17 protein-coding genes are annotated in these 18,680 nt (G+C 64.7%); 7 read left to right on the top strand and 10 right to left on the bottom strand.

The features are described 5' to 3' along the window. Nucleotides 1–231 precede the first annotated feature (231 nt). From EB235_RS04945 to EB235_RS04920, 6 genes are all read right to left on the bottom strand, one after another. A complete protein-coding gene (locus EB235_RS04945) occupies nt 232–1,575 on the bottom strand; it encodes an FAD/NAD(P)-binding protein (RefSeq protein ID WP_027032070.1) in 1,344 nt (447 codons plus the stop codon). A 25-nt stretch (nt 1,576–1,600) separates the two neighbouring features. After that, the gene (locus EB235_RS04940; RefSeq protein WP_027032071.1) at nt 1,601–2,050 is read right to left on the bottom strand and encodes an RrF2 family transcriptional regulator; all 450 of its coding nucleotides are present in this window, start codon (nt 2,048–2,050) and stop codon (nt 1,601–1,603) included. A 147-nt stretch (nt 2,051–2,197) separates the two neighbouring features. After that, nucleotides 2,198–2,374, bottom strand: coding sequence for a hypothetical protein (locus tag EB235_RS04935; protein WP_155256440.1), 177 nt, complete (start codon nt 2,372–2,374; stop codon nt 2,198–2,200). A gap of 308 nt (nt 2,375–2,682) precedes the next feature. Continuing rightward, nucleotides 2,683–6,738 carry an autotransporter domain-containing protein gene (locus EB235_RS04930; protein ID WP_155256441.1) on the bottom strand — a complete coding sequence of 1,352 codons (4,056 nt, stop codon included), beginning with the start codon at nt 6,736–6,738 and terminating at the stop codon, nt 2,683–2,685. After that, nucleotides 6,735–6,995 (bottom strand): hypothetical protein, encoded by a 261-nt coding sequence (locus EB235_RS04925; protein ID WP_027032073.1) that lies wholly within the window; start codon nt 6,993–6,995, stop codon nt 6,735–6,737. The genes EB235_RS04930 and EB235_RS04925 overlap by 4 nt, the downstream gene beginning before the upstream one ends. A 419-nt stretch (nt 6,996–7,414) precedes the next feature. Continuing rightward, nucleotides 7,415–8,569 carry a helix-turn-helix transcriptional regulator gene (locus tag EB235_RS04920; RefSeq protein WP_032926577.1) on the bottom strand — a complete coding sequence of 385 codons (1,155 nt, stop codon included), beginning with the start codon at nt 8,567–8,569 and terminating at the stop codon, nt 7,415–7,417. A gap of 562 nt (nt 8,570–9,131) precedes the next feature. On the opposite strand from EB235_RS04920, the gene EB235_RS04915 reads away from it, so the two are divergent. Next, the gene (locus EB235_RS04915; RefSeq protein WP_080680873.1) at nt 9,132–9,776 is read left to right on the top strand and encodes a LysE family translocator; all 645 of its coding nucleotides are present in this window, start codon (nt 9,132–9,134) and stop codon (nt 9,774–9,776) included. Between the two features lie 24 nt (nt 9,777–9,800). Here EB235_RS04915 and EB235_RS04910 read toward each other — a convergent pair whose 3' ends face one another. From EB235_RS04910 to EB235_RS04900, 3 genes are all read right to left on the bottom strand, one after another. Next, the gene (locus tag EB235_RS04910) at nt 9,801–10,397 is read right to left on the bottom strand and encodes a hypothetical protein (protein WP_032925702.1); all 597 of its coding nucleotides are present in this window, start codon (nt 10,395–10,397) and stop codon (nt 9,801–9,803) included. A 160-nt stretch (nt 10,398–10,557) separates the two neighbouring features. Then, nucleotides 10,558–11,508 carry a YadA-like family protein gene (locus EB235_RS04905; RefSeq protein ID WP_051429728.1) on the bottom strand — a complete coding sequence of 317 codons (951 nt, stop codon included), beginning with the start codon at nt 11,506–11,508 and terminating at the stop codon, nt 10,558–10,560. A 9-nt stretch (nt 11,509–11,517) separates the two neighbouring features. After that, nucleotides 11,518–11,946, bottom strand: a complete 429-nt coding sequence (locus EB235_RS04900; RefSeq protein WP_155256442.1) for a hypothetical protein — start codon at nt 11,944–11,946, stop codon at nt 11,518–11,520. 383 nt (nt 11,947–12,329) lie between these two features. On the opposite strand from EB235_RS04900, the gene EB235_RS04895 reads away from it, so the two are divergent. Next, a complete protein-coding gene (locus tag EB235_RS04895) occupies nt 12,330–13,478 on the top strand; it encodes a helix-turn-helix transcriptional regulator (protein WP_171878134.1) in 1,149 nt (382 codons plus the stop codon). A gap of 124 nt (nt 13,479–13,602) precedes the next feature. Further along, nucleotides 13,603–14,724, top strand: coding sequence for a helix-turn-helix transcriptional regulator (locus EB235_RS04890; protein ID WP_171878133.1), 1,122 nt, complete (start codon nt 13,603–13,605; stop codon nt 14,722–14,724). A gap of 78 nt (nt 14,725–14,802) precedes the next feature. On the opposite strand, the gene EB235_RS04885 is transcribed toward EB235_RS04890, so the two are convergent. Next, nucleotides 14,803–15,141: a hypothetical protein gene (locus tag EB235_RS04885; protein ID WP_155256444.1), complete on the bottom strand. Its 339-nt coding sequence runs from the start codon at nt 15,139–15,141 to the stop codon at nt 14,803–14,805. A gap of 462 nt (nt 15,142–15,603) precedes the next feature. On the opposite strand from EB235_RS04885, the gene tauA reads away from it, so the two are divergent. The 4 genes from tauA (at nt 15,604) to EB235_RS04865 (ending at nt 18,586) form a co-directional block, all read left to right on the top strand. Then, the gene (gene tauA / locus EB235_RS04880; RefSeq protein WP_027032079.1) at nt 15,604–16,617 is read left to right on the top strand and encodes a taurine ABC transporter substrate-binding protein; all 1,014 of its coding nucleotides are present in this window, start codon (nt 15,604–15,606) and stop codon (nt 16,615–16,617) included. Nucleotides 16,618–16,740: 123 nt separating this feature from the next. Continuing rightward, on the top strand, nt 16,741–17,514 hold the full coding sequence (locus tag EB235_RS04875) for a taurine ABC transporter ATP-binding protein (RefSeq protein ID WP_027032080.1): 774 nt from the start codon (nt 16,741–16,743) through the stop codon (nt 17,512–17,514). Next, nucleotides 17,511–18,371, top strand: coding sequence for an ABC transporter permease subunit (locus tag EB235_RS04870; protein ID WP_027032081.1), 861 nt, complete (start codon nt 17,511–17,513; stop codon nt 18,369–18,371). The genes EB235_RS04875 and EB235_RS04870 overlap by 4 nt, the downstream gene beginning before the upstream one ends. A gap of 26 nt (nt 18,372–18,397) precedes the next feature. Further along, the gene (locus EB235_RS04865; protein WP_027032082.1) at nt 18,398–18,586 is read left to right on the top strand and encodes a hypothetical protein; all 189 of its coding nucleotides are present in this window, start codon (nt 18,398–18,400) and stop codon (nt 18,584–18,586) included. Nucleotides 18,587–18,680: the final 94 nt, after the last annotated feature.

Raw genomic sequence — 18,680 nt, 5'->3', positions numbered from 1 at the left:
ATATGAGACATGCTGAATTTAGGTATATATCGATTGACTAAAGTACGGAACGTCCAATGGACAAGTACGGAACGTTCGAGGGCCCCTCAGACCAAGGCCTACTAGGGCACAAGACTTTAGTCCTGCCGTCTTATTGCTAAGAACGGAAGTTGCTCGGGCCGACTTAGGGCCGCCCCGGATCAATAGCAGACTGCGCTCAGCCGAATATGGTGCGATCGCGGAAGGCGCTCTTCAACCCAGCAGCCGCTTGCTCAGCCGTGCGCACTGGACGCGGATATCGGGTATGGCGTCGATCTCGAAGAAGGTGCCGCGCGTCAGCGGGCCGACCGCCAGGATCTTGGCCGAAACCGTCCCGTCGCCGGCGATGATCTCGCAATTGGCCGACACGTCGAGGCCGATGCGCAGCGGGTCCGGCCGCGCCAGCCCGCGGTCGACCAGCGAGCGCACCACGCTGTTCGACGAGGTCGAGATGTCGCGCACGATGCCCGAGCAATCATAGATGCGGGCGACGTCGAAGGTCTCGAGGCGCTGCGTGTGGCGCGACTGGACCTGGACGGTGAAGTCACCACCCCTGGCGATGTCGACGACGCGGCCGGCGACCAGGCGGATGCGGCCCGTTTTCACCGCCTCGGTCACGCGCGCATAGACTTCGGGCGGCATGCGATGGCGGTGGATGTCCCACCAGGCCTTGGTGTGCTCGACGAAACGGCGCTTGGCCGAGGCCGGCCAGTTCTGCCAGATCTTCTGATTGAATGGCCTGAGACCGTCGACCACGTCGCGCCAGTCGACGCCGGCCTTCTGGTTCTCCTTGATCAGGTCGCGGAACCAGCCGACGAAATAGGAAAGCTGGGTGCCGAGCGGGATGTCGGCTACATCGAGCTTGATCGGGTTGCCCTTGCGGTGTGGCGACGGCAGCAGGCCACGCCGGGAAACGGCGACGATCTCGCCCGTGTGGCCGCGCTGTTCCAGCGCCAGGAACGCATCGACCATGCTGAGGCCGGTGCCCAGCACCATCACCCTTCTGTCGGGGACAAGCTCCGTGTCGGCTTCCGAACCCATCCGGATCGCATGGCCCTGCGCCGGCTGCTCGTCATGGCCGGTGGCCAATATGGCCAGATGCGCGACGACGCTGGTGCCGTTGGCGAGCGCCACCTCGACGCCGGACGGGGTCGGCGTGATCGACCGGCTCTCCTCATGGATCAGGCGCAGGCGCCCGGTCGGCTGCTCCTGCGCTTCGAGTTCGTCGAGCAGCTCCCCGAGATAACGGGCATAGATGCTGCGCGGCGCGTAGAAGGGCGTCTGTGGCGTTTGCTCCGGGCTCACCAGGCCATGCCCTTGCAGCCAGCGCCAGAAATTGCTGGAGTCGTCGGCATAGGCACTCATACCGGCGGCGCTGACATTCAGCACATGCGCCGACAGCAGCGTCGAATAGGCGACGCCTTGTCCGAAATGCGGGCGCCTTTCGATCAGCGTGACGCGCAGATCGGGATTGGACGATTTCAAGAGATGCGCGGCCAGCACGACGCCGCTGGCGCCGCCGCCGACAATGATGATCGAATTGGCGCGCCCGCTCATGCGTGTTGCCGCCATGCGTGAAGCGTCAGGCCTGGACCTTCACCGTGACGGGAAGGTCGTCGAGACCGATATCGCGCATTTCGGCGAGGCTGCGCTGATCGAGCACCTCGGCGATCGCCTGCCGGACTTCCAGCATCAGATGTCGGACTTGGCATGTCGCCTCGTTGCAGTCTTCACAGCGCTGATACTGGGTGCGGCTGGCGCAGGGAATTGGGGCCAGCGGCCCGTCGAGGACGCGCACGACATGACCGACCTTGATCTCATCGGCAGGCCGCGCCAAGCGGTAGCCGCCATCCTTGCCCTTGCGGCTCTGCACGAAACCAGCATTGCGCAGTTCACCCAGGATGGCGTCGAGAAATTTCTTCGGGATGGTGTTGCCGGTCGCGATATCGCCAACGAAAGCCAACTGCCCGGCTGGCAGCTGCGCGAGGTGGACGAGTGCCTTGAGGCCGTACTTGCCTTTTTTGGTGAGCATAGACCCAACGTTTCTCTGTCATGCGATGGCTTGAGACCATCCGTTGCGAAACGCCTGGTGAGCTTCCCCGCCGCGCCCAAGCATCCATGACACATAAATTCTAGTGACATGATATACAAGCCGAGAATCGTTGATTTTGCTTCGTTTTCAAGCCGTTGTGGCAATTTTATCAGGCCTTTGAGCCATTAAGAGCACAGAAATGCGCTTCGACGGCAAAAAGGCGACAAATGATTCCCATGGGGTAGCCGTGTTGCGCGCCGACTCATGCGACGTCTGGAGCGGATGCATGCCGCGAGCGATCATGGTGATAGGGTGTTCGCTCATCGTCGCCTCCAATTCCCTCATGTCGATAAGGATACTATACTTACCCTCGACCACGCGGAACGGCTTGTCAATTCCGCAGCTGTCTGAGGCATGGATTTGCCGAAAGATAAGGCCAACAGGGAATTCCTGTTCCTGTCGCAAGCGCGGGCGCCGCCAGCCGTCGAGGCTAGCATCGCGGAGCCCGTTTCGACTAGCGGGTCGATCGTGACGGCTGAATTACTTCGCAGGCGTCACCATTTGCCAGATCACTTCCCTAGGCCAGGCGAGGCGGGATCCGTCATGCGCCCCTTCGTCAGATTCCTCGGCCCTCAGAATTTCACGTTGAGATCGACCTTGGCGCCATTGTCGACCGCGCAGCCGCCGAACTGGCCGGAGTAGGACAGGCCGAGCGTGGCATTGGCCGTCATGTTGAAATCGAGACCGGCCTCGATCACGGCGGCGTCCCTGGCGATCGGCACGCCGGCGATGGTGAAGGCATCGCCGCTGGCGAAGGCGAGCGTTGACAGCGGCGTGGTGTCGCCGAAAGCGTGACGCCAGCCGAGCATGCCGCGCGCGGTGGCGTTCATGCCGCCCGGCGCGAAGTCGGTCGAGGCGCGCAGGCCAAGCGTGGTGAAGGTGGCGTCGGTGGTCGAACCGGCGCTGGTCAGTGCCGCAGCACCGCCGGTTTCGCTGAAGCCGTCGGTGTGCACGCTGACATAGGCGAGATTGGCGAACGGCTCGAGCTTGAATTGCCCGGAATCGGCCTTGTAGGCGAGTTCGCCGAACATCTGCGCGGTGCCGGCATCATAGTCGGCCGAGAACCCATCCGTGAACCCGTCGAAGGCGACGGAGCGTTTGGTCGAGATGCTGCTCCAGGAGTAGGCGGCGCCAGTACGGAAGGCGATAGCGCCCCAATTGGTGCCGCCATAGAGGCCGAGATGATAGTTGTCGCTGGATCCGGACGAGTTGCGATCGTCGGCATCGAAGGAGGAATGGCTGTAGCCGCCGAGAACGCCGACACGCCAGCCGCCCACCAGCGTGTCGGCGCCCGCCAGCACCCCGCCGGTCGAACGATCGAAGGCGGCGGCATTGCCGTCGCTGTCGGTATTGCCCCAGGAGCCGAAGGCCTGACCCCAGACGGCGAAGCGATCGGTGTCGGCAGCGACCATTTCGGGTCCACCCTCGCCATAAGCCATCACAGGAATAGCAGCCGTGGTGCCGCCATCGTCAAAGGCGGCAGCGATGCGATTGGTCGCGGCATCGCGGACGAAGCGGCTGTCCCCGACCAGCATACCCTTGGCCGAGGCGTGGATCTCGCCCGACAGCTGGTCGAAGGCGCCGCGGGCAGCGGCATCGGTGGCCAGACCGGCGACGGCGCTGAACAAGGCCCCGGATTCCGCAATGCTATCGAGCCCTTCGCCCGTTGCGATCTGGTTCGGCGTCAGCCCGGCATCGGCGAAATCGCGCACCTTCGCCACGTCGAGATAGGCGTTGTTGGTGTCGTAGCTATCGATGACGCTGACGAATGCCGAGAGCGGCCCGGCATCGCCGGTGAGGGCGGCATACGTTCCCGTCAGCCCGCCGGTGGTAGTGAGGATGGTGTAGCGCGCGCCGAGACTGTAGCCGCCGGGCGCGGCCTCGACATCGAGCGTGCCACCCTGCAGATCGGCGGTGCCGGTCACCGCGATGCGGTCGCTGGTCGTGGCATCCAGTTGCACCGCGTAGGTCGAGCCCGCGACCTGGGTAAAAGCCCCTTTTACGTTAAGCGTGCCGATCGAGTTTCCCGGTGCGATCGTCCCCTCGACCCGCGTCGCACCGATCGTGCCGCCGCCGCCCAGCACCGCGCCCGAACCGACCGTGGTCAGCGAGGAGGCGGCGATCGAGCCATTCACGACAAGCTTGCCCTCCTCGACAGTCGTCGTGCCGAAATAGCTGTTGGTCCCAGACAGGGTCAGTGTACCGGCGCCGGTCTTCACCAGCGATCCCGCCTGTGCCGCAGGCAGCAATACTGGCGGCACATTGCCGTCGCGGATCGCCCCGGAGATCGTGTCGTCGCTGCCGAGGCCGCCGACAATCATGGTCCCGAAGTCGAGATCGACGTCGCCGGCGCCCGAGAGCGAGCCGACTTCGACCGGTGCGGCGTTGCCCTTCAACGCGACGAGGCCGCCCGCCTCGTTCAGCACGGTGGTCGTCGTGGCATTCGAATGGTCGGAGAACTGAAGCTGGCCGTCATTCTCGACCGTGATCGTGCGCGAGCCCGCGTCGGTGGGTGTCGCCTGGCTGCCGGTGAAGGCAAGCACCGCTCCACCCCTGACGTCCGCATCACCGGTGCCGAGCGCGCCCGTCACGCTCGCGATCAGCCTGCCGCCCTCGACGATCGTGCCGCCTTCATAGCTGTTGGCATGCGAGAGGGTGAGGCCGCCGGTGCCGGTGCGGATGAGCCGGCCCGTGCCGGATATCGCGCCGGCCTGTTCGGGAACCGCGATGATGATGGGGCCAGGCTGCTCGTAGTCGAACTTGACGTCGCCCTCGATCGCTATGGCGTTGGCGACGCTGAGGTCGTCGAGGCCGTACTGGATCGTCGTTCCATCGCGGGCGTTCAGCGAACCGGTGCCGAGCGCATGGTCGTGATCGAGCCGCAACGTGCCGGCTTCCAGGCTGGTGCCGCCGCCATAGCTGTTGTCGCCGGCCAGCACCACAGTGCCGGCGCCGGCCTTGGTCAGGCCGCCGCCACCCGAGACGATGCCGTTCACCGTGAAGATCGTGCCGGCGGCCTGCGAAACCGTTCCGCCAAGCGACAGCGTAATGTCGCGGTCCGTGGCAAAGCTCGCGGTCGTCATCAGCGTGCCGGTTGCGAGCGTAATGCCGCCATCCGGATTGCCGAGACTGGCGTCGGCGCCGACCGACAGCGTGCCTTTGGACACCAGGACACCGCCCGAAAAACTGTTGGTGCCGGAGAGCACGAGCGTGCCGTCGCCATCGACTGTCACGCCCCAGCGTTCATTGCCGGTGTAGGTGCCGGCGGGCGGGACATAGCCCTGCGCGACCACGCCGACCATGTCGTCGATATCGTCCGATATCGTCTGGGTTTCGCCCGCGCCGGGCTTGAACGAGAGGTTGCCGCCGCCTTGCAGGAAGATGCCGGAACCGAAGGCCTGGCTGCCGGCACCGCCCGCCGCCACCGAATTGCCGTTCAGGGCAAGGTTTCCCTCGACGATCAGCTGGCCACCCTGGCGCACGAACAGCGCGCCGCCCATGCCGGCGCCGCTGCCATCGCCAAGGGCGACGCCACCGAGCCCGCCGGGGGCCAGGCTGCTGCTGTTGCCGCGCAGGCCACCGCTGCCGCCGAAGCCTGCCTGTCCACCGTCGCCGCCATTGCCCGAGGTGATTTGCGAGACAAAAAAGTTGCCATTATACTGAGTCGTCCCCTTCAATCCGCCAACGCCGCCGGCGCCACCACCGCCACCGAACCCGCCCGCACCACCGTCGCCACCGTCGCCTCCGCTGGCTGATGCGGTTCCCGGATCGTGCGCGGTTGCGGTGTTCCAGCTGCCGGAGCCGCCTTGACCGCCACCCCCACCGAACCCTCCGACACCCCCGGCACCGCCCGTGCCACCGTCCACCGTGGCGTCGCCGCTTGTCGTGGCCACCTGCAGGTGTGGCCCTGCCGCGCCGCCACCCCCACCGCCCCCTGTTCCGCCGGCGGCCCCGGCCGACCCATCCTGGGCGGTCTCGGCAATCGGGCCATTGCTGGTTATGTCGCCCCCTGCGGGCGTCGTCCCGCCGGTGCCGCCATTGGGCGAGCCGCCAACGCCGCCCTGGCTTGCCGAGGTATTGCCACCATCTCCAAGCATCCCCGCGCCGCCCGCGCCGTAGCCGAACGAGGTGTTCGTGCTGGCCGCGCCACCTTTGGCCTGGTTGCCGGAAAGATCGACATTGCTGACGGTAACCGTTGCGCCCTCATTGACGAACAGCGCTCCGCCAAGCCCCGCGCCAGCCCCACCACCGTTGCTGGTGCCACCTTGTGCCAGTGTATCGGTGATCTTCAGGTCCTCGACGCGCACCGTGCCCGCCGTCACGAAGAGCCCGCGATAGGCGCCGCCGCCCGAAAGCGTGTGGCCGCCGCCGGAAATCGTCACATCGCTGTGCACCTCCGGCAGATTGCCGCCGCCGCCCGCCGTCAGGGTGATGTCGTTGCTCAACGTGATGGTGTCGCCATTGGCGTGGCTGCTCAGCGCCGATCGCAGCTCCTGCTCGGTGCCAACCAGATAGTTCGTCGCGAAGGCGGGCGTGGCGAGGCAGGCGACCAGCGCGGTGGTTGCCAGAAGCCTGGAGAGACGAAACTTTCCGCGCGGCCCTGCGCGCAAGCCAATAGCTGGTGTCATTGCGGATCCCCATCCAAACTATGTTTTAAGCCGATGCCTTTCAGGGCGTCGTGGCCAATTCCGAAGCCGTTTGCGCCGGCGCACACACAGGTGTCCGGCGGCGCGGTGACGGTGCATTGGGCATAGGCCGGTCCGGCGACCCAGACAGCCGTCGAGGCCATCAGCGCCGCCGCCGCGCTTTTCTGCTGAATATGCGCGACGCGGTGGAGCGTCCGTTCAAATCCCGGCGATGCGACAATTCCAAGCCCCCTAGTCATCCGGCGACGCCATCGACTGGGTGGCCGAAACGGGCCACGACAATGACGACCGGAACGCAGTGCAAAAACACTTCCATGAACGGGGTAGGCGATGCGCGGGCGCTCGACGTCAGCCGTTTGGTGGAGGCAGTTCATATTAGCCGCTCCTGACGGAGCAGCCCGGCACTGCCGGCGCGCGTTGACCGCGACGCCGGCGGGCAATTCAGGACGCCGGAACGGCCGGAAGCCTTGAGGGCGCGCTCATTCGGGTTCGCGATACCGCGCCCAGGCCCGGATCCGGGATACCGGGCCTGGGCGGCGGCTATCGACGCCGCTCGGCGATAGCTGCGACAATGTGTCGCCAAATCATCGACGAAGGATCGACGGCCGGTTCGAAGCCGGACATGGTTCATCGGCGCAGCGCCGAAACGGCTGTCCTGTCAGAGCGGTGATGCCAGGGATGCGACAAGCCGGACGAGATCGACCTGGCGCCGGACGTCGGTCTTCTCGAAAACATGCAGAAGGTGCGTCTTCACAGTGGCGCTGGCCAGGCCAAGCGATTTCGCGATCTCGCGCTGGGTCTGGCCGGCGACGATCAGTTCCACGATCCGAACCTCGGCGGGCGTCAGGCCGTAGAGGGCGGCGAAAGCATCGAATGGCAGGCTTATCGGTCTGTCGACCGGGGCGATGAAAAGAGCCGCTGTCGCCCGCCGGAACAGGCCGGGACGGCTCTCTCGCCTTTTCAGCGGCAGGACATGAATGATGCGAGGCTCGCCCGAGAGGCCGCGCGTCGGAAACCCGGTGCCGCCGCGCCGTCCGAGCGCTGCCTCGTCGCGGGCCGCCTGGGCGACCGCATCCTCTATCGCCGACGAGATAGCGGGCGAGGCATCCGAGACGACAACGCGGCCATTGCTGACCTTGATCGGTTCCTTGCGGGCCAGCATGGACTCGGCGACCGGATTGGCATGGATCAAGGCCATCAATTCATCGACCAGTACGACGCCGACAGAGAGGCTTTCCAGCACGGATGTCACGTTGGCGGCGGCAATCGATTGCAATTCGAGCATCTGGCCAATGGCGATGGCGCGCCGGAAGTGCGGCGCCAGAAGACGCAAGGCGTCAAGTTCCCCGTTGCCAACAATGCCGACCGTCTCGTGCCGGCCGAACGAAAGCGTGGAGACCATGCGCGCATTGCGCTCCAGCCCGATCGCAACCGCGTCGACCACCCCTTGCGGCTGGGCCCATTCGAGAAAATAGCGGCTGGCGACAAGTGCCGAATCCGGCACGGCCCGGGACTGCGCGATCGGCTCCTCGAGCGGATATTGTTTGACCCTGATGTCGCCACCCCAGAGGTCCACCAGATCCTGGCCATAGGCGGGAAGCTCGCCGAGCTTCACCGAATCGATGCCTGTCGCGACGCCGAGCGTAACTTCGCCGCCCGGAAGCGGATACACCCCCAGAACCGCATAACAGAACTCCAGCTCCCGTCGAATGTTGTCGACGACCGATGGCCATCGGTCCGGATCGAGGACGCAGTCGTAAATGGTGCCGATGAGTTCTGAAATGCGCTCCGCCGGATAGGATCGGTCAGTCATGCTGACCAACATGGGCTGGCGGCCCCGGTCAGACATCGCGTGCTGCTGCGCCGATATCGCTTCAACGGGATCAATCCTCGTTCGACTTCGCGACTTGTCTGTCTGGAGTCGACATGGAGGTGGGGCGCACCGAAAGCCAACTGAAAGTCAGTAGAAAAAAATAGAAGCTGGGAGTCAAGCCTAATCCAAATGGTGGACGCCGCGATCGTTCATTTGTGATTGGGTGCATCGGCTTGAGGTTGGACTGAGTTCAAGGCACGTGACGCGCATCAGGAGAATTGCAGATTTTCCGCCGCCAGTAATGCGTCGACACATTAGTCGGGTCTAAAGCTCACCGAACTGAACGGCGTCTATACGCGTAGACACATTACATCTAGCTAATACTTGGAGAGAAACTTCAAGACGACGTGCTCGTCAGCCCCGCCAACGGCCGTCTTGCCGCAAGAATGTCGAAGCAGCTCACGAAAGCGGGGCGACCGTTGCTGGCCTTGGCCAGCATCTGGCCCAGGTATTGCCTGGCCGGGAACCCCGACGACGTGCGGCCAACGGAAGATCTGTTCGCATGTCGGGTACAGCAGACCTTTTCCTCAGTGTGATGCGTGGGGCCTTGCTGGGGTTCGCGGTCGCGGCTCCCATCGGTCCCACCGGGCTCTTATGCGTGCAGCGCACGATCGCCGGCGGCATCGGGCCAGGTCTGGCGACCGGCTATGGCGCGGCGACCACGCATTCGGTCTACGCCTCCGTTGCCGCCGCGGGGCTGGGCGCGGTGGCGCATGTGCTCATCGGCTGGCACATGCTGCTGCAGCTCTGCGCCGGCATATTCCTGCTCTACATGGCGGTGACGGCGGCGCGGCTGACGCCGTCGCTGGACACCGCGTTGCAGCGGCGCATGCCCTCGGGTCGGGCCTATGTCACCGGGCTGATCTGGACGTTGGGCAACCCGATGACTCTGCTTGGCTTCTTCACGCTGACGCCGGGAATCCTGGGCGCGGCCATGCCGTCCTGGCAAACATTGGCGCTTGTCTCGGCCGGCGTGCTGCTCGGCTCGGCCACCTGGTGGACAACGCTGACACTGGTCACCAACCTCCTGCGCAAGCGGCTGAGCGCGCGCGGGCTGCGCACCGTCAATCTTGTCTTCAGTTCGGGCCTGTTCGTCTTCGCGCTGTCGCTGCTGGCCAGCGCCCTGCGCCTGGAGTTGCTGTCGTAGGGGCGGCTGAATGCGCATGCCGCTTTAAGGTTTTGCTGCCTTCTTCGGCTGCACGGCCATCGAGGGCGCGTCAGGCGGCGGGGCCGTATCGTCAGGCTTGGATTGCTCGGCGACAGGTGTGTCGGGCGCCTGCGGTGCTCCCGAGGTGAGGTTGACCGATACGCCATAAATCTTCCACTGCCGGTTCACCGGCTCGAACAGAAGCTCGAAATTGACCTGCATTGGCACCGACGGGAAAAAGCCAGCCATATGCAGCATGCCGTTCGGCTCGATCTGCGGCAGCAGGGTCAGTTGCGGATCGAGCACCGCGACGGCGCCGAAGTCGAGCGCCTGCTTGCGCTGGTTGGCAAAGATGTCGCCGAGCCCTGCCGCGCTGTTGGCCTGAAAATTCGGCGAGCCGAGATCGCGCAGCACCGTGTAGTTACCGGTCTTGTTGGCCTGATCGAGCGCCAGCAGCGTGCCGCGGATCAGGATCAGCACGCCGTTGCGGTCGATGCTGGCCGGATGAGCCGCGCGGACCTTGTCGCTCTTCTCGGTTTTTTTGGTCTGCGCCTCCGCAACACCCCCGGATGCTGCCAACAGACCGGCCAGCAGCAGGCCTGTCACGGCGGTATGGGTCATCCGCCCTATTGATAAGAATCGCGGGTGCTTCATGTGGCCTCTGAGCATTGATCGGAATCGCGCCTCGGGCAGGGGAGACAGGCGACCGCGTCTGTGGGAACGCGGCCGCCGGCGGCTTTTTCAAGCCAGCCCCCTCGCACTCCGGATCACGCTGGCCGCCTCAATTCAGCGTCCATGATGCGCCGACGCTGACGCCGACATCGCCGTGGTTGGTGGTGGCAGAGACAGCGGCGTTGAGGCGGAAATCCTCGCTGGTGTTGTAACCAAGGCCGAGCGCCAGGCCGGATTGACCCTTGAAGTGGCCGAAGCCGCCGGCGAGCGACAGCTTTTCGGGCCTGTCGTCGTAACGCAGCCCCGCCGTGGCCAATGCCAGCGCCGTGCCGGCACGCGCCTCGGTGCGGGTTTCGCTGATCTGGTTGCCGAGATCCGGAACGCCGGCTTCGAGCGCGCCGACGCGGCCGTCGAGCTGGGTGATGTTGCTGGTGTTGGTGGTCACCCTGGTGTCGAGGTCCGCGATCTCGGTGGTGTGCACCGCAATCGCGTTGGTGTTGTTGGTGATACGCGTCTCATGATTGGCGAGCTCGGTGGTGTTGGCGGCGATCTGCGTCGTATTGTTGGTGATGCGCGTCTCGTGGCCGGCGAGTTCTTGGGTGTTGGCGGCGATTTGCGTCGTGTGATTGCTCACCGTGGTGTTCAGATTGCTGATGTCGGTGCTGTTCTGAGCGACCTCGGCCGGCAGGTTTTGCAGGGTTGCCATATCGAATGTCGACGCCGCCAGATTGCCGGCGGCGTCCGTCGTCACCAGATAGGTCGGGCCAGCCTGGGCCGCCGTGCTCGCCTGCGAAGTGATGCCGGCCAGCGTGTAGGTGTTGCTGGCCGTGCCAAGCATGACCTGATTGTCACGCGTCGTTTGCACGCCCTGGCCGATGGCGGTGGAGTTGGAAAAATTGGCCGTCGCGCCGGCGCCGAGCGCGGTGGCGTTCAAGGCATTCGCTTGGGCGGAAGCGCCAAGGGCCGTGGCGTTGGCCTGGCCGGTCGCGCTGGCGCCGGCCTGAGCTTCGGTGCCGATGGCCGTTGTGTTGGAATTGTTGTAATTAGTCGTCGAGATCAAGTCATAATGTCAACCGGCGTTTGCGAGGTAGCCGAGGGCCACGCTGTAGTCGGCAATAGCACCTGCGGCCCAGCCGACGGCTGTCGACACAAAGCCATTGCTATTGGCGGACACTCCGCATGCCACAGAATTGGCCGACCCCCCGGCGTAAGCCGCTCCACCATTCAACCCATTGAAATCCTGGCAGATGAACCCGCCGCCGCGTGCTGTGCCCGGCGCGAAGGCGACAAAGCCGGCGGCCGCGACCACCATGATGGCTGCGGTCCCGAGGGTGGGCACTTGGGAGGATGCCAGCCCACCGAAAACCGCCGCCGCGGCCGATTCTATGCTTTTTAGCACTTGGCGCCCAATCGCGATTGTTCTGCTTATTGTGCCAGTCGCAGCGTCTTCCGATCCGCTCACGCCCATCCGTTCGCTCGTTTCTGCAATCACGCTCAAAGCCCTCGCTTCATTGCCAGACAATCGACCAAGTCGTACTGCCGGCGGCTGTCGGTCCCGCACGTTGGCCGGGCCGGGCGGGAGGTGCTCCGGCCATGGCTGGGCTGACAATCAAGCAGTTGCGCACTCGACGGTTGTGCCGCCGTCCCCGAACAGCACTCGCCTTGCAAACACCGATGCCCCCGAATTCCGCGCAGGACCGCAGCACCCGACGGACGCAAACGAACACAAAGGAAATGTCGCGTCTTCCACCATTCGGTGGATAGCGACGGCCACAGTTCGATGGTAGCGCCCAAGATGATGGGGCTTGCCCGATCCGGATCATGCGTTCATTTTGCTGCCGTGCAGCAAAGATTTTGTTGCCGTGCAGCAAGGATGTTGCGATGCGCTCTGCCTTCTCGATGGCTCAGTTGTCCGACCTGATCGGACTGATCTACGACGCCGCGATCGATCCCGCGCGCTGGCCCGTCGCGATCGATGAGATTCGCATCGCGCTTGGCTTCGGGACCGCCGCCATCCGCCTGCAATCGTTGCCGTCGGGCGAAGTGCTGCTCAACGTGACCAGCAACATCCCGCAGCCCTATGTCGACCAGATGGTCAGCTACGGCGCTGAAATTGTCGAGCTATGGGGTGGCATGGCGGTGGTAGGCTCGCTGCCGATGGATCGGCCGGCGGTGTTGAGCCAGCTCAATCCCAACCTCGACACCACGACGAACCGCTATTTTGTGGAGTGCGGCAAACCGCAAGGCATGGTCGATTCCCTGGCACTGCCGCTCGCGCGGGATGGGCGTGGCCTCGGCTCGCTGTCCTTCAGCCGCCATGTCGATGCCCCTCCCATCAGCGATCTGCAGATCGAGGCCGCCCGATTGTTGATCCCGCATCTCCAGCGCGCCGCGACGATCAACCGGCTGCTGGACATGGCGGCGATTGCCCGGTCGACCTTCCAGACGGTGCTCGACACGCTGACGGCGCCGATCTTTCTCACCACCGCCGATCTGCATGTCGTGCATGCCAATCCAGCTGCCCAGGACATCGTCGCCACGGGCGAGTTGCTGAACATCCGCAACGGGGTTCTCACCGCCAGCGTTTCCGCCGTATCCAGCGCACTGGCCGTCGCGGTGTCCCAGGCAGCGCAGGACGAGAGCGCCATCGACCGCAAGGGGCTGGGGGTTCCGATACGCTGGAAGGATGGCTCGGCGGGAGCGTTGCACGTCCTGCCGCTGCGTCCGGGGCGCGGGGCGTTCGATGCCAGCGTGGTCGCGGCGGTGTTTGTCGCACGCGCGGATACGCCCTTTGTCGCGCCGACAGCACTCGTCGCGGCATTGTTCGGCCTGACGCCGGCCGAGGCACGCGTCTTCGAGCAGATCGCGGCGGGCCGCACGGTGGAGGAGACGTCCGATGCTCTCGACATCGGCCGCAGCACGGTCAGGACGCATCTGCTGCGGCTGTTCGAGAAGACCGGCGTGCGGCGACAGGCCGAGCTGGTTCAGCTTGCGGCGTCGCTCGCGTCGCCCGTAGCCACCGGCGTCTGACCGGCTTTGGGCGGGCGACAATCTCCGTCGGAGATTGGAGACTTACCCAATTCGGATCATGCGTTCATTTTGTTGCAGTTCAGCAAGGGTGGTGGCGATGCGTTCTGCTCTCTCGATGGCTCAGTTGTCCGAACTGATCGGACTGATCTACGACGCCGCGATCGATCCCTCGCGCTGGGCCGTCGCCATTGAAGAGATCCGCATCGCGCTCGATTTCGAGAACGCAGCCCTCAACCTGCAAGCGTTGCCGTCGGGCGAAGTGCTGCTCAACGTGACCAGCAACATGCCGCAGGACTACGTCGACAGGATCGCGGACTACGCCGTTGATGTTATCGACCAGTGGGGTGGGCTGGCGGTGCTGCTGGCGCTGCCGTTGGATCAGCCCGCGGTGATGAGCCGCGTCAATCCAGAAGCGAGTACGACCAACCGCTACTCGCTGGAGTGGGCCAAACCGCGGGGGTTGGTCGATGTCATGGGGCTGGGGCTCGCTCGCGACGAGCGTGGTTTCGGGTCGCTGGGCCTTGGCCGTCACGAGAGCGCGGAGCCGATCGGTGAATATGAGATCGAGGCCGCCCGATTGTTGATCCCGCATCTCCAGCGCGCCGCGACGATCAACCGGCTGCTGGACATGGCGGCGATTGCCCGGTCGACCTTCCAGACGGTGCTCGACACGCTGACGGCGCCGATCTTTCTCACCACCGCCGATCTGCATGTCGTGCATGCCAATCCAGCTGCCCAGGACATCGTCGCCACGGCAGAGCTGCTGAACATCCGCAACGGGGTTCTCAGCGCCAGCGTCGCCGCCGTGTCCAGCGCGCTGGCCGTGGCCGTGTCGCAGGCGGCGCAGGACGAGAGCGCCATCGACCGCAAAGGGCTGGGGGTTCCGATACGTTGGCGGGACGGCTCGGCCGGAGCCTTGCACGTCCTGCCGCTGCGCCCGGGGCGCGGGGCGTTCGATGCCAGCGTGGTCGCGGCGGTGTTTGTCGCACGCGCGGATACGCCCTTTGTCGCGCCGACAGCACTCGTCGCGGCGCTGTTCGGCCTGACGCCGGCCGAAGCGCGCGTCTTCGAGCAGATCGCGGCGGGCCGCACGGTGGAGGAGACGTCCGATGCTCTCGACATCGGCCGCAGCACGGTCAGGACGCATCTGCTACGGCTGTTCGATAAGACCGGCACGCGGCGGCAGGCCGAACTGGTGCAGCTTGCCGCGTCGCTCGCGTCGCCCCTGGCTGGTATGGCTTCATAGGCAAAGCCGATTGCCAATGGCAGCGCCGGCGATCTCGAATCGGCGAACACCTCAAGCGGTCCGGCGCGTGGGGTCGTTTCAACCGGGCAGGCCGACCCGCAAGCCAACCTGCTCGATCACGCTGGCCAGCGACACCTTCTTGATCTCCAGGGAGATTTTTGTCTTCGCGCGTGCGGCCGGGATGAACAATTCTTCCTCGCTGTATCTGCTCAGGAACTCCGCCACCGCCGACAATTCGGCACCCTTGACGCAAATGTTTATGATGCTGTCCGACGGCCGCTTTGCGACTCGCTCGGATAAAATCTGCAGAGGGCCGCAAGTGCAGTCACAATATCCTTCATCATAGTGATAAATACAAATACAGTGCTGGTATTGTGGGCAAATTGTATTGCAATCGCAATCATCCTCGACTGTCATCGCATCCTCCATACACAAGCTATTTATGCCTTATCCGATGGTAAAGATTCCACGGCAGAAACGAAACATAACCACGATGCCGACAATGTTGGCCGCCCAGTGAGGCGTTAGCAGCCAATGGCCATTTTTCATCCCTCCAGAGATCCGTAGAACTCCGTCGAGCCTGTCGGGTCCCCATTGAATCGGGGCAGATGCAGACCGCAGACCACCATGAAAAGGATTTCGCGTCATCCACCGTTCGGTGGACAGCGACGGTTCCAGCCCGACGATTTCGCCCCCGAGGCCGCGCGGTGATGTGAGGCCGGGCCTGCCACAGCCGCCCTATCCGCCTTGGCGCGCGTCATCGGTGGGTTTTTTCCAACGAAGGCGGGTTTGTTGGAAGGATTTAACTCTACAAGAACCATAGAATTAGCGGACTATCATAGGGCAATCCGGTTTTCTCTGTTTTCATGGAGCCCTTTGATGTCCACCATTTCGCGACGCATCCTTCTTCTGTCGTCCGCCGCCCTTGCTGGTGCCGCCATCCTCAGCCCGGCCTTGGCCGAAGATTTGAAGATCACCATCGGCTACCAGACGGTGGTCGAGCCTTCCAAAGTGCCGCAGGCCGACGGCACCTATGAAAAGGCGACCAAGGCCAGCATCGACTGGCGCAAATTCGATTCCGGCGCCGATGTCATTGCCGCGGTCGCTTCCGGCTCGGTCGATATCGGCTATGTCGGTTCGAGCCCGCTGGCAGCGGCGGCGAGCCGCGAACTGCCGATCCAGACCATCTTCGTCGTCGGCCTGATCGGGCCGTCCGAGGCGTTGGTCGCCCGCAACGGCGCCGGCATCGAGAAAGTCGCCGACCTCGCCGGCAAGAAGGTCGCCGTGCCCTTCGTCTCGACGACGCATTACAGCCTGCTTGCCGCGCTCAAGCACGAGAATGTCGATCCGAAGTCGGTTGAGATCCTCAACCTGCGGCCGCCGGAAATCGCCGCCGCCTTCGCGCGCGGCGACATCGATGCGGCCTATGTCTGGGATCCGGCGCTCGGCCAGATCAAGACGAAAGGCAAGGTGGTGCTGGATTCTTCGCAGGTCGCCGCCTGGGGCGCACCGACCTTCGACGCCTGGATCGTGCGCACCGATTTCGCCGAGAAGAACCCGGAAGCGGTGCGCGACTTCGTCAAGGTGACGGGTGCTGCCTATGCCGAGTACCTGGCCAAGCCCGGTGCCTGGTCGGTGTCCTCGCCGCAGGCCGGCAAGATCGCCAAGCTCACCGGCGCCAAGCTGGAAGAGGTGCCGGAGCTGCTGAAGGGCTATGTCTTCCCGACGCTGGAGGAGCAGGCCTCCGACAAGTTCCTCGGCGGCGGCACGGTCAAGGCGGTCGCGGCGGCCTCCGCCTTCCTCAAGGAGCAAGGCAAGGTCGACGCCGTGCTGCCCGACTATTCGAAATACGTGACATCGAAATACGTCACCGAGGCGCTGGCCTCCAACTGAGCGCCTGACGCCACCTGAACGCGCGGATCTCCTTCCCTGACGCCGCGTGCTGCCTGCCCTGGAACCGCTGACGAGGAGCGGTTTCGGGGCAGTCGGATTTCAACAGACCTTCTGCGAGGCCCCATGCCGCATCTCGTGCTCGATAAAATCTCGATCCACTATGAGGGCCAGTCGGCACCCGCCGTCGAGCGTGTGTCGATCGGTGTCGCCAAGGGCGACTTTGTCGTGCTGGTCGGCCGTTCCGGCTGCGGCAAGACCTCGCTGCTCAATGTTGCCGCCGGCCTGGTCACGCCGTCGCGCGGCACCGCCATGACCAACGGCAAGCCGATCATCGCACCGGGCTCGGATCGCGCCGTGGTGTTCCAGAACGATGCGCTGTTTCCCTGGCTCACCGCGCGCGAAAACGTCGCCTTCGCGCTTCGGCTGCGCGGTGTCAGGACGGCCGAGCGGGCGCGCCGCGCCGATGAACTGCTGGCGCTGGTCAAGCTGACCGACGCCGGTGACAAGCGTATCTGGGAGCTTTCCGGTGGCATGCGCCAGCGCGTCGGCCTTGCCCGCGCGCTTGCCGCAGAACCTGAATTCCTGCTGCTCGACGAACCGCTCGGTGCGCTCGACGCGCTGACGCGCGAGCGCATGCAGACGACGCTGCTTGACCTCTGGACGGCCAGTCATGTCGGCGTGCTGATGGTGACGCACGGCATCGAGGAGGCGCTGGTGCTCGCCACCCGCATCGTCGTTTTGGCGCCAGGCCCCGGCCGCGTGGTGCGGACCTTCGAGCCCGGTTTCTCCAGGCGCTACGCGGCGGGCGAGGCCATCCGCACGATCAAGGCCGACTCGGCCTTCGCCTCGGCGCGCGGCGAACTGACCGACGCCATCTTCGAAGGAGAGGCGGCATGACTGTAACGCCCTACGCGGAGCGACCGAGCCAGAAGATCGACGAGGTCGATGGTCTGTCGGTGCCATGGTCGCCGGCCGCCCCGAAGCGCAAAGGCGTTTCGGCGCGCATGATCAGCGCGGTCACCATCCTGGTGGTGCTGGCGGTCTGGGCGCTGTCGGCCCGCCTGCAACTGGTATCGCCGGTCTTCCTGCCCTCGCCTGCCGCCGTCTGGAACAAATTCTTCGTTGTCGCCAATGACGGCTTCGTCGATGCAACCCTGCTGCAGCACGCCATCGCCAGCCTCGGCCGCGTGTTTGCCGCCCTGGTCGCGGCCCTACTCGTCGGCGTGCCGGTGGGTCTCGCCATCGGCATCAGCACCATCGGTCGCGGCATCTTCGATCCGCTCTTGGAATTCCTGCGGCCGATCCCGCCGCTCGCCTATCTGCCGCTGGTCATCATCTGGTTCGGCATCGGCGAGCCGTCAAAAATCCTGGTGATTGCCATTGCCATGCTGGCGCCGGTGGCGCTGTCGACCGCGTCAGGCGTTCGCGGCGTCTCGCAGGAGCGCATCAACGCTGCGCGTTCGCTCGGCGCGACGAAGCGCCAGGTGGTTCGCCACGTCATCCTGCCCAGCGCGCTGCCCTCGATCCTGACCGGGCTGCGCATCGCGCTCGGCGCCGGCTGGTCGACGCTGGTCGCAGCCGAACTGGTGGCGGCCACGCGCGGGCTTGGCTTCATGATCCAGTCCGCCGCCCAGTTCCTGGTCACCGACGTGGTGATCATGGGCATTCTGGTGATCGCGGCCATCGCCTTCGTGCTCGAATTCATTATCCGCCGGATCGAGCGCGTGCTCGTCCCCTGGGCGGGACGCGAGTGATCAACCGCAAGCGCAGGAGAATGACGATGACCCATTCCACCGCCGTGCTGTTCGCCCATTTCGGCGCCTGGCTGCTGGGCCTTGCTTCCGATGACAAAGCGGCGAGGCAGGAAAGCCAGCGCTCGCCGGCGCCGGTCCAATTCCAGGCCGGCCGCGACCGCCTGCCGCCACGCGACGAGAGTTTTTACTGGGCCTGGCAATACTGGTCGCAGTGAGGGGGCGCAACCCACACGTTGCCGCAGAAAATCTTTCCACGTTATATGGACAACTCGCAAAATCATTCCTCTACTAACTTTATAGAACTACCTA

The organism is Mesorhizobium loti R88b (assembly GCF_013170845.1).
Lineage (GTDB): Bacteria > Pseudomonadota > Alphaproteobacteria > Rhizobiales > Rhizobiaceae > Mesorhizobium > Mesorhizobium loti_B.
Note: the sequence above shows the minus strand (reverse complement) of the source record. Positions and strands in the feature narration are given on the sequence as shown.

Bases quoted from the DNA above. Each gene is read 5' to 3' on its own strand.
- EB235_RS04885 (WP_155256444.1), bottom strand. From the start codon at position 15,141: ATGACAGTCGAGGATGATTGCGATTGCAATACAATTTGCCCACAATAC.
- EB235_RS04920 (WP_032926577.1), bottom strand. From the start codon at position 8,569: ATGACTGACCGATCCTATCCGGCGGAGCGCATTTCAGAACTCATCGGC.
- EB235_RS04895 (WP_171878134.1), top strand. From the start codon at position 12,330: ATGCGCTCTGCCTTCTCGATGGCTCAGTTGTCCGACCTGATCGGACTG.
- EB235_RS04940 (WP_027032071.1), bottom strand. From the start codon at position 2,050: ATGCTCACCAAAAAAGGCAAGTACGGCCTCAAGGCACTCGTCCACCTC.
- EB235_RS04930 (WP_155256441.1), bottom strand. From the start codon at position 6,738: ATGACACCAGCTATTGGCTTGCGCGCAGGGCCGCGCGGAAAGTTTCGT.
- EB235_RS04925 (WP_027032073.1), bottom strand. From the start codon at position 6,995: ATGACTAGGGGGCTTGGAATTGTCGCATCGCCGGGATTTGAACGGACG.
- EB235_RS04935 (WP_155256440.1), bottom strand. From the start codon at position 2,374: ATGAGCGAACACCCTATCACCATGATCGCTCGCGGCATGCATCCGCTC.
- EB235_RS04865 (WP_027032082.1), top strand. From the start codon at position 18,398: ATGACCCATTCCACCGCCGTGCTGTTCGCCCATTTCGGCGCCTGGCTG.
- EB235_RS04870 (WP_027032081.1), top strand. From the start codon at position 17,511: ATGACTGTAACGCCCTACGCGGAGCGACCGAGCCAGAAGATCGACGAG.
- EB235_RS04910 (WP_032925702.1), bottom strand. From the start codon at position 10,397: ATGACCCATACCGCCGTGACAGGCCTGCTGCTGGCCGGTCTGTTGGCA.
- tauA (WP_027032079.1), top strand. From the start codon at position 15,604: ATGTCCACCATTTCGCGACGCATCCTTCTTCTGTCGTCCGCCGCCCTT.
- EB235_RS04945 (WP_027032070.1), bottom strand. From the start codon at position 1,575: ATGAGCGGGCGCGCCAATTCGATCATCATTGTCGGCGGCGGCGCCAGC.
- EB235_RS04915 (WP_080680873.1), top strand. From the start codon at position 9,132: ATGTCGGGTACAGCAGACCTTTTCCTCAGTGTGATGCGTGGGGCCTTG.
- EB235_RS04875 (WP_027032080.1), top strand. From the start codon at position 16,741: ATGCCGCATCTCGTGCTCGATAAAATCTCGATCCACTATGAGGGCCAG.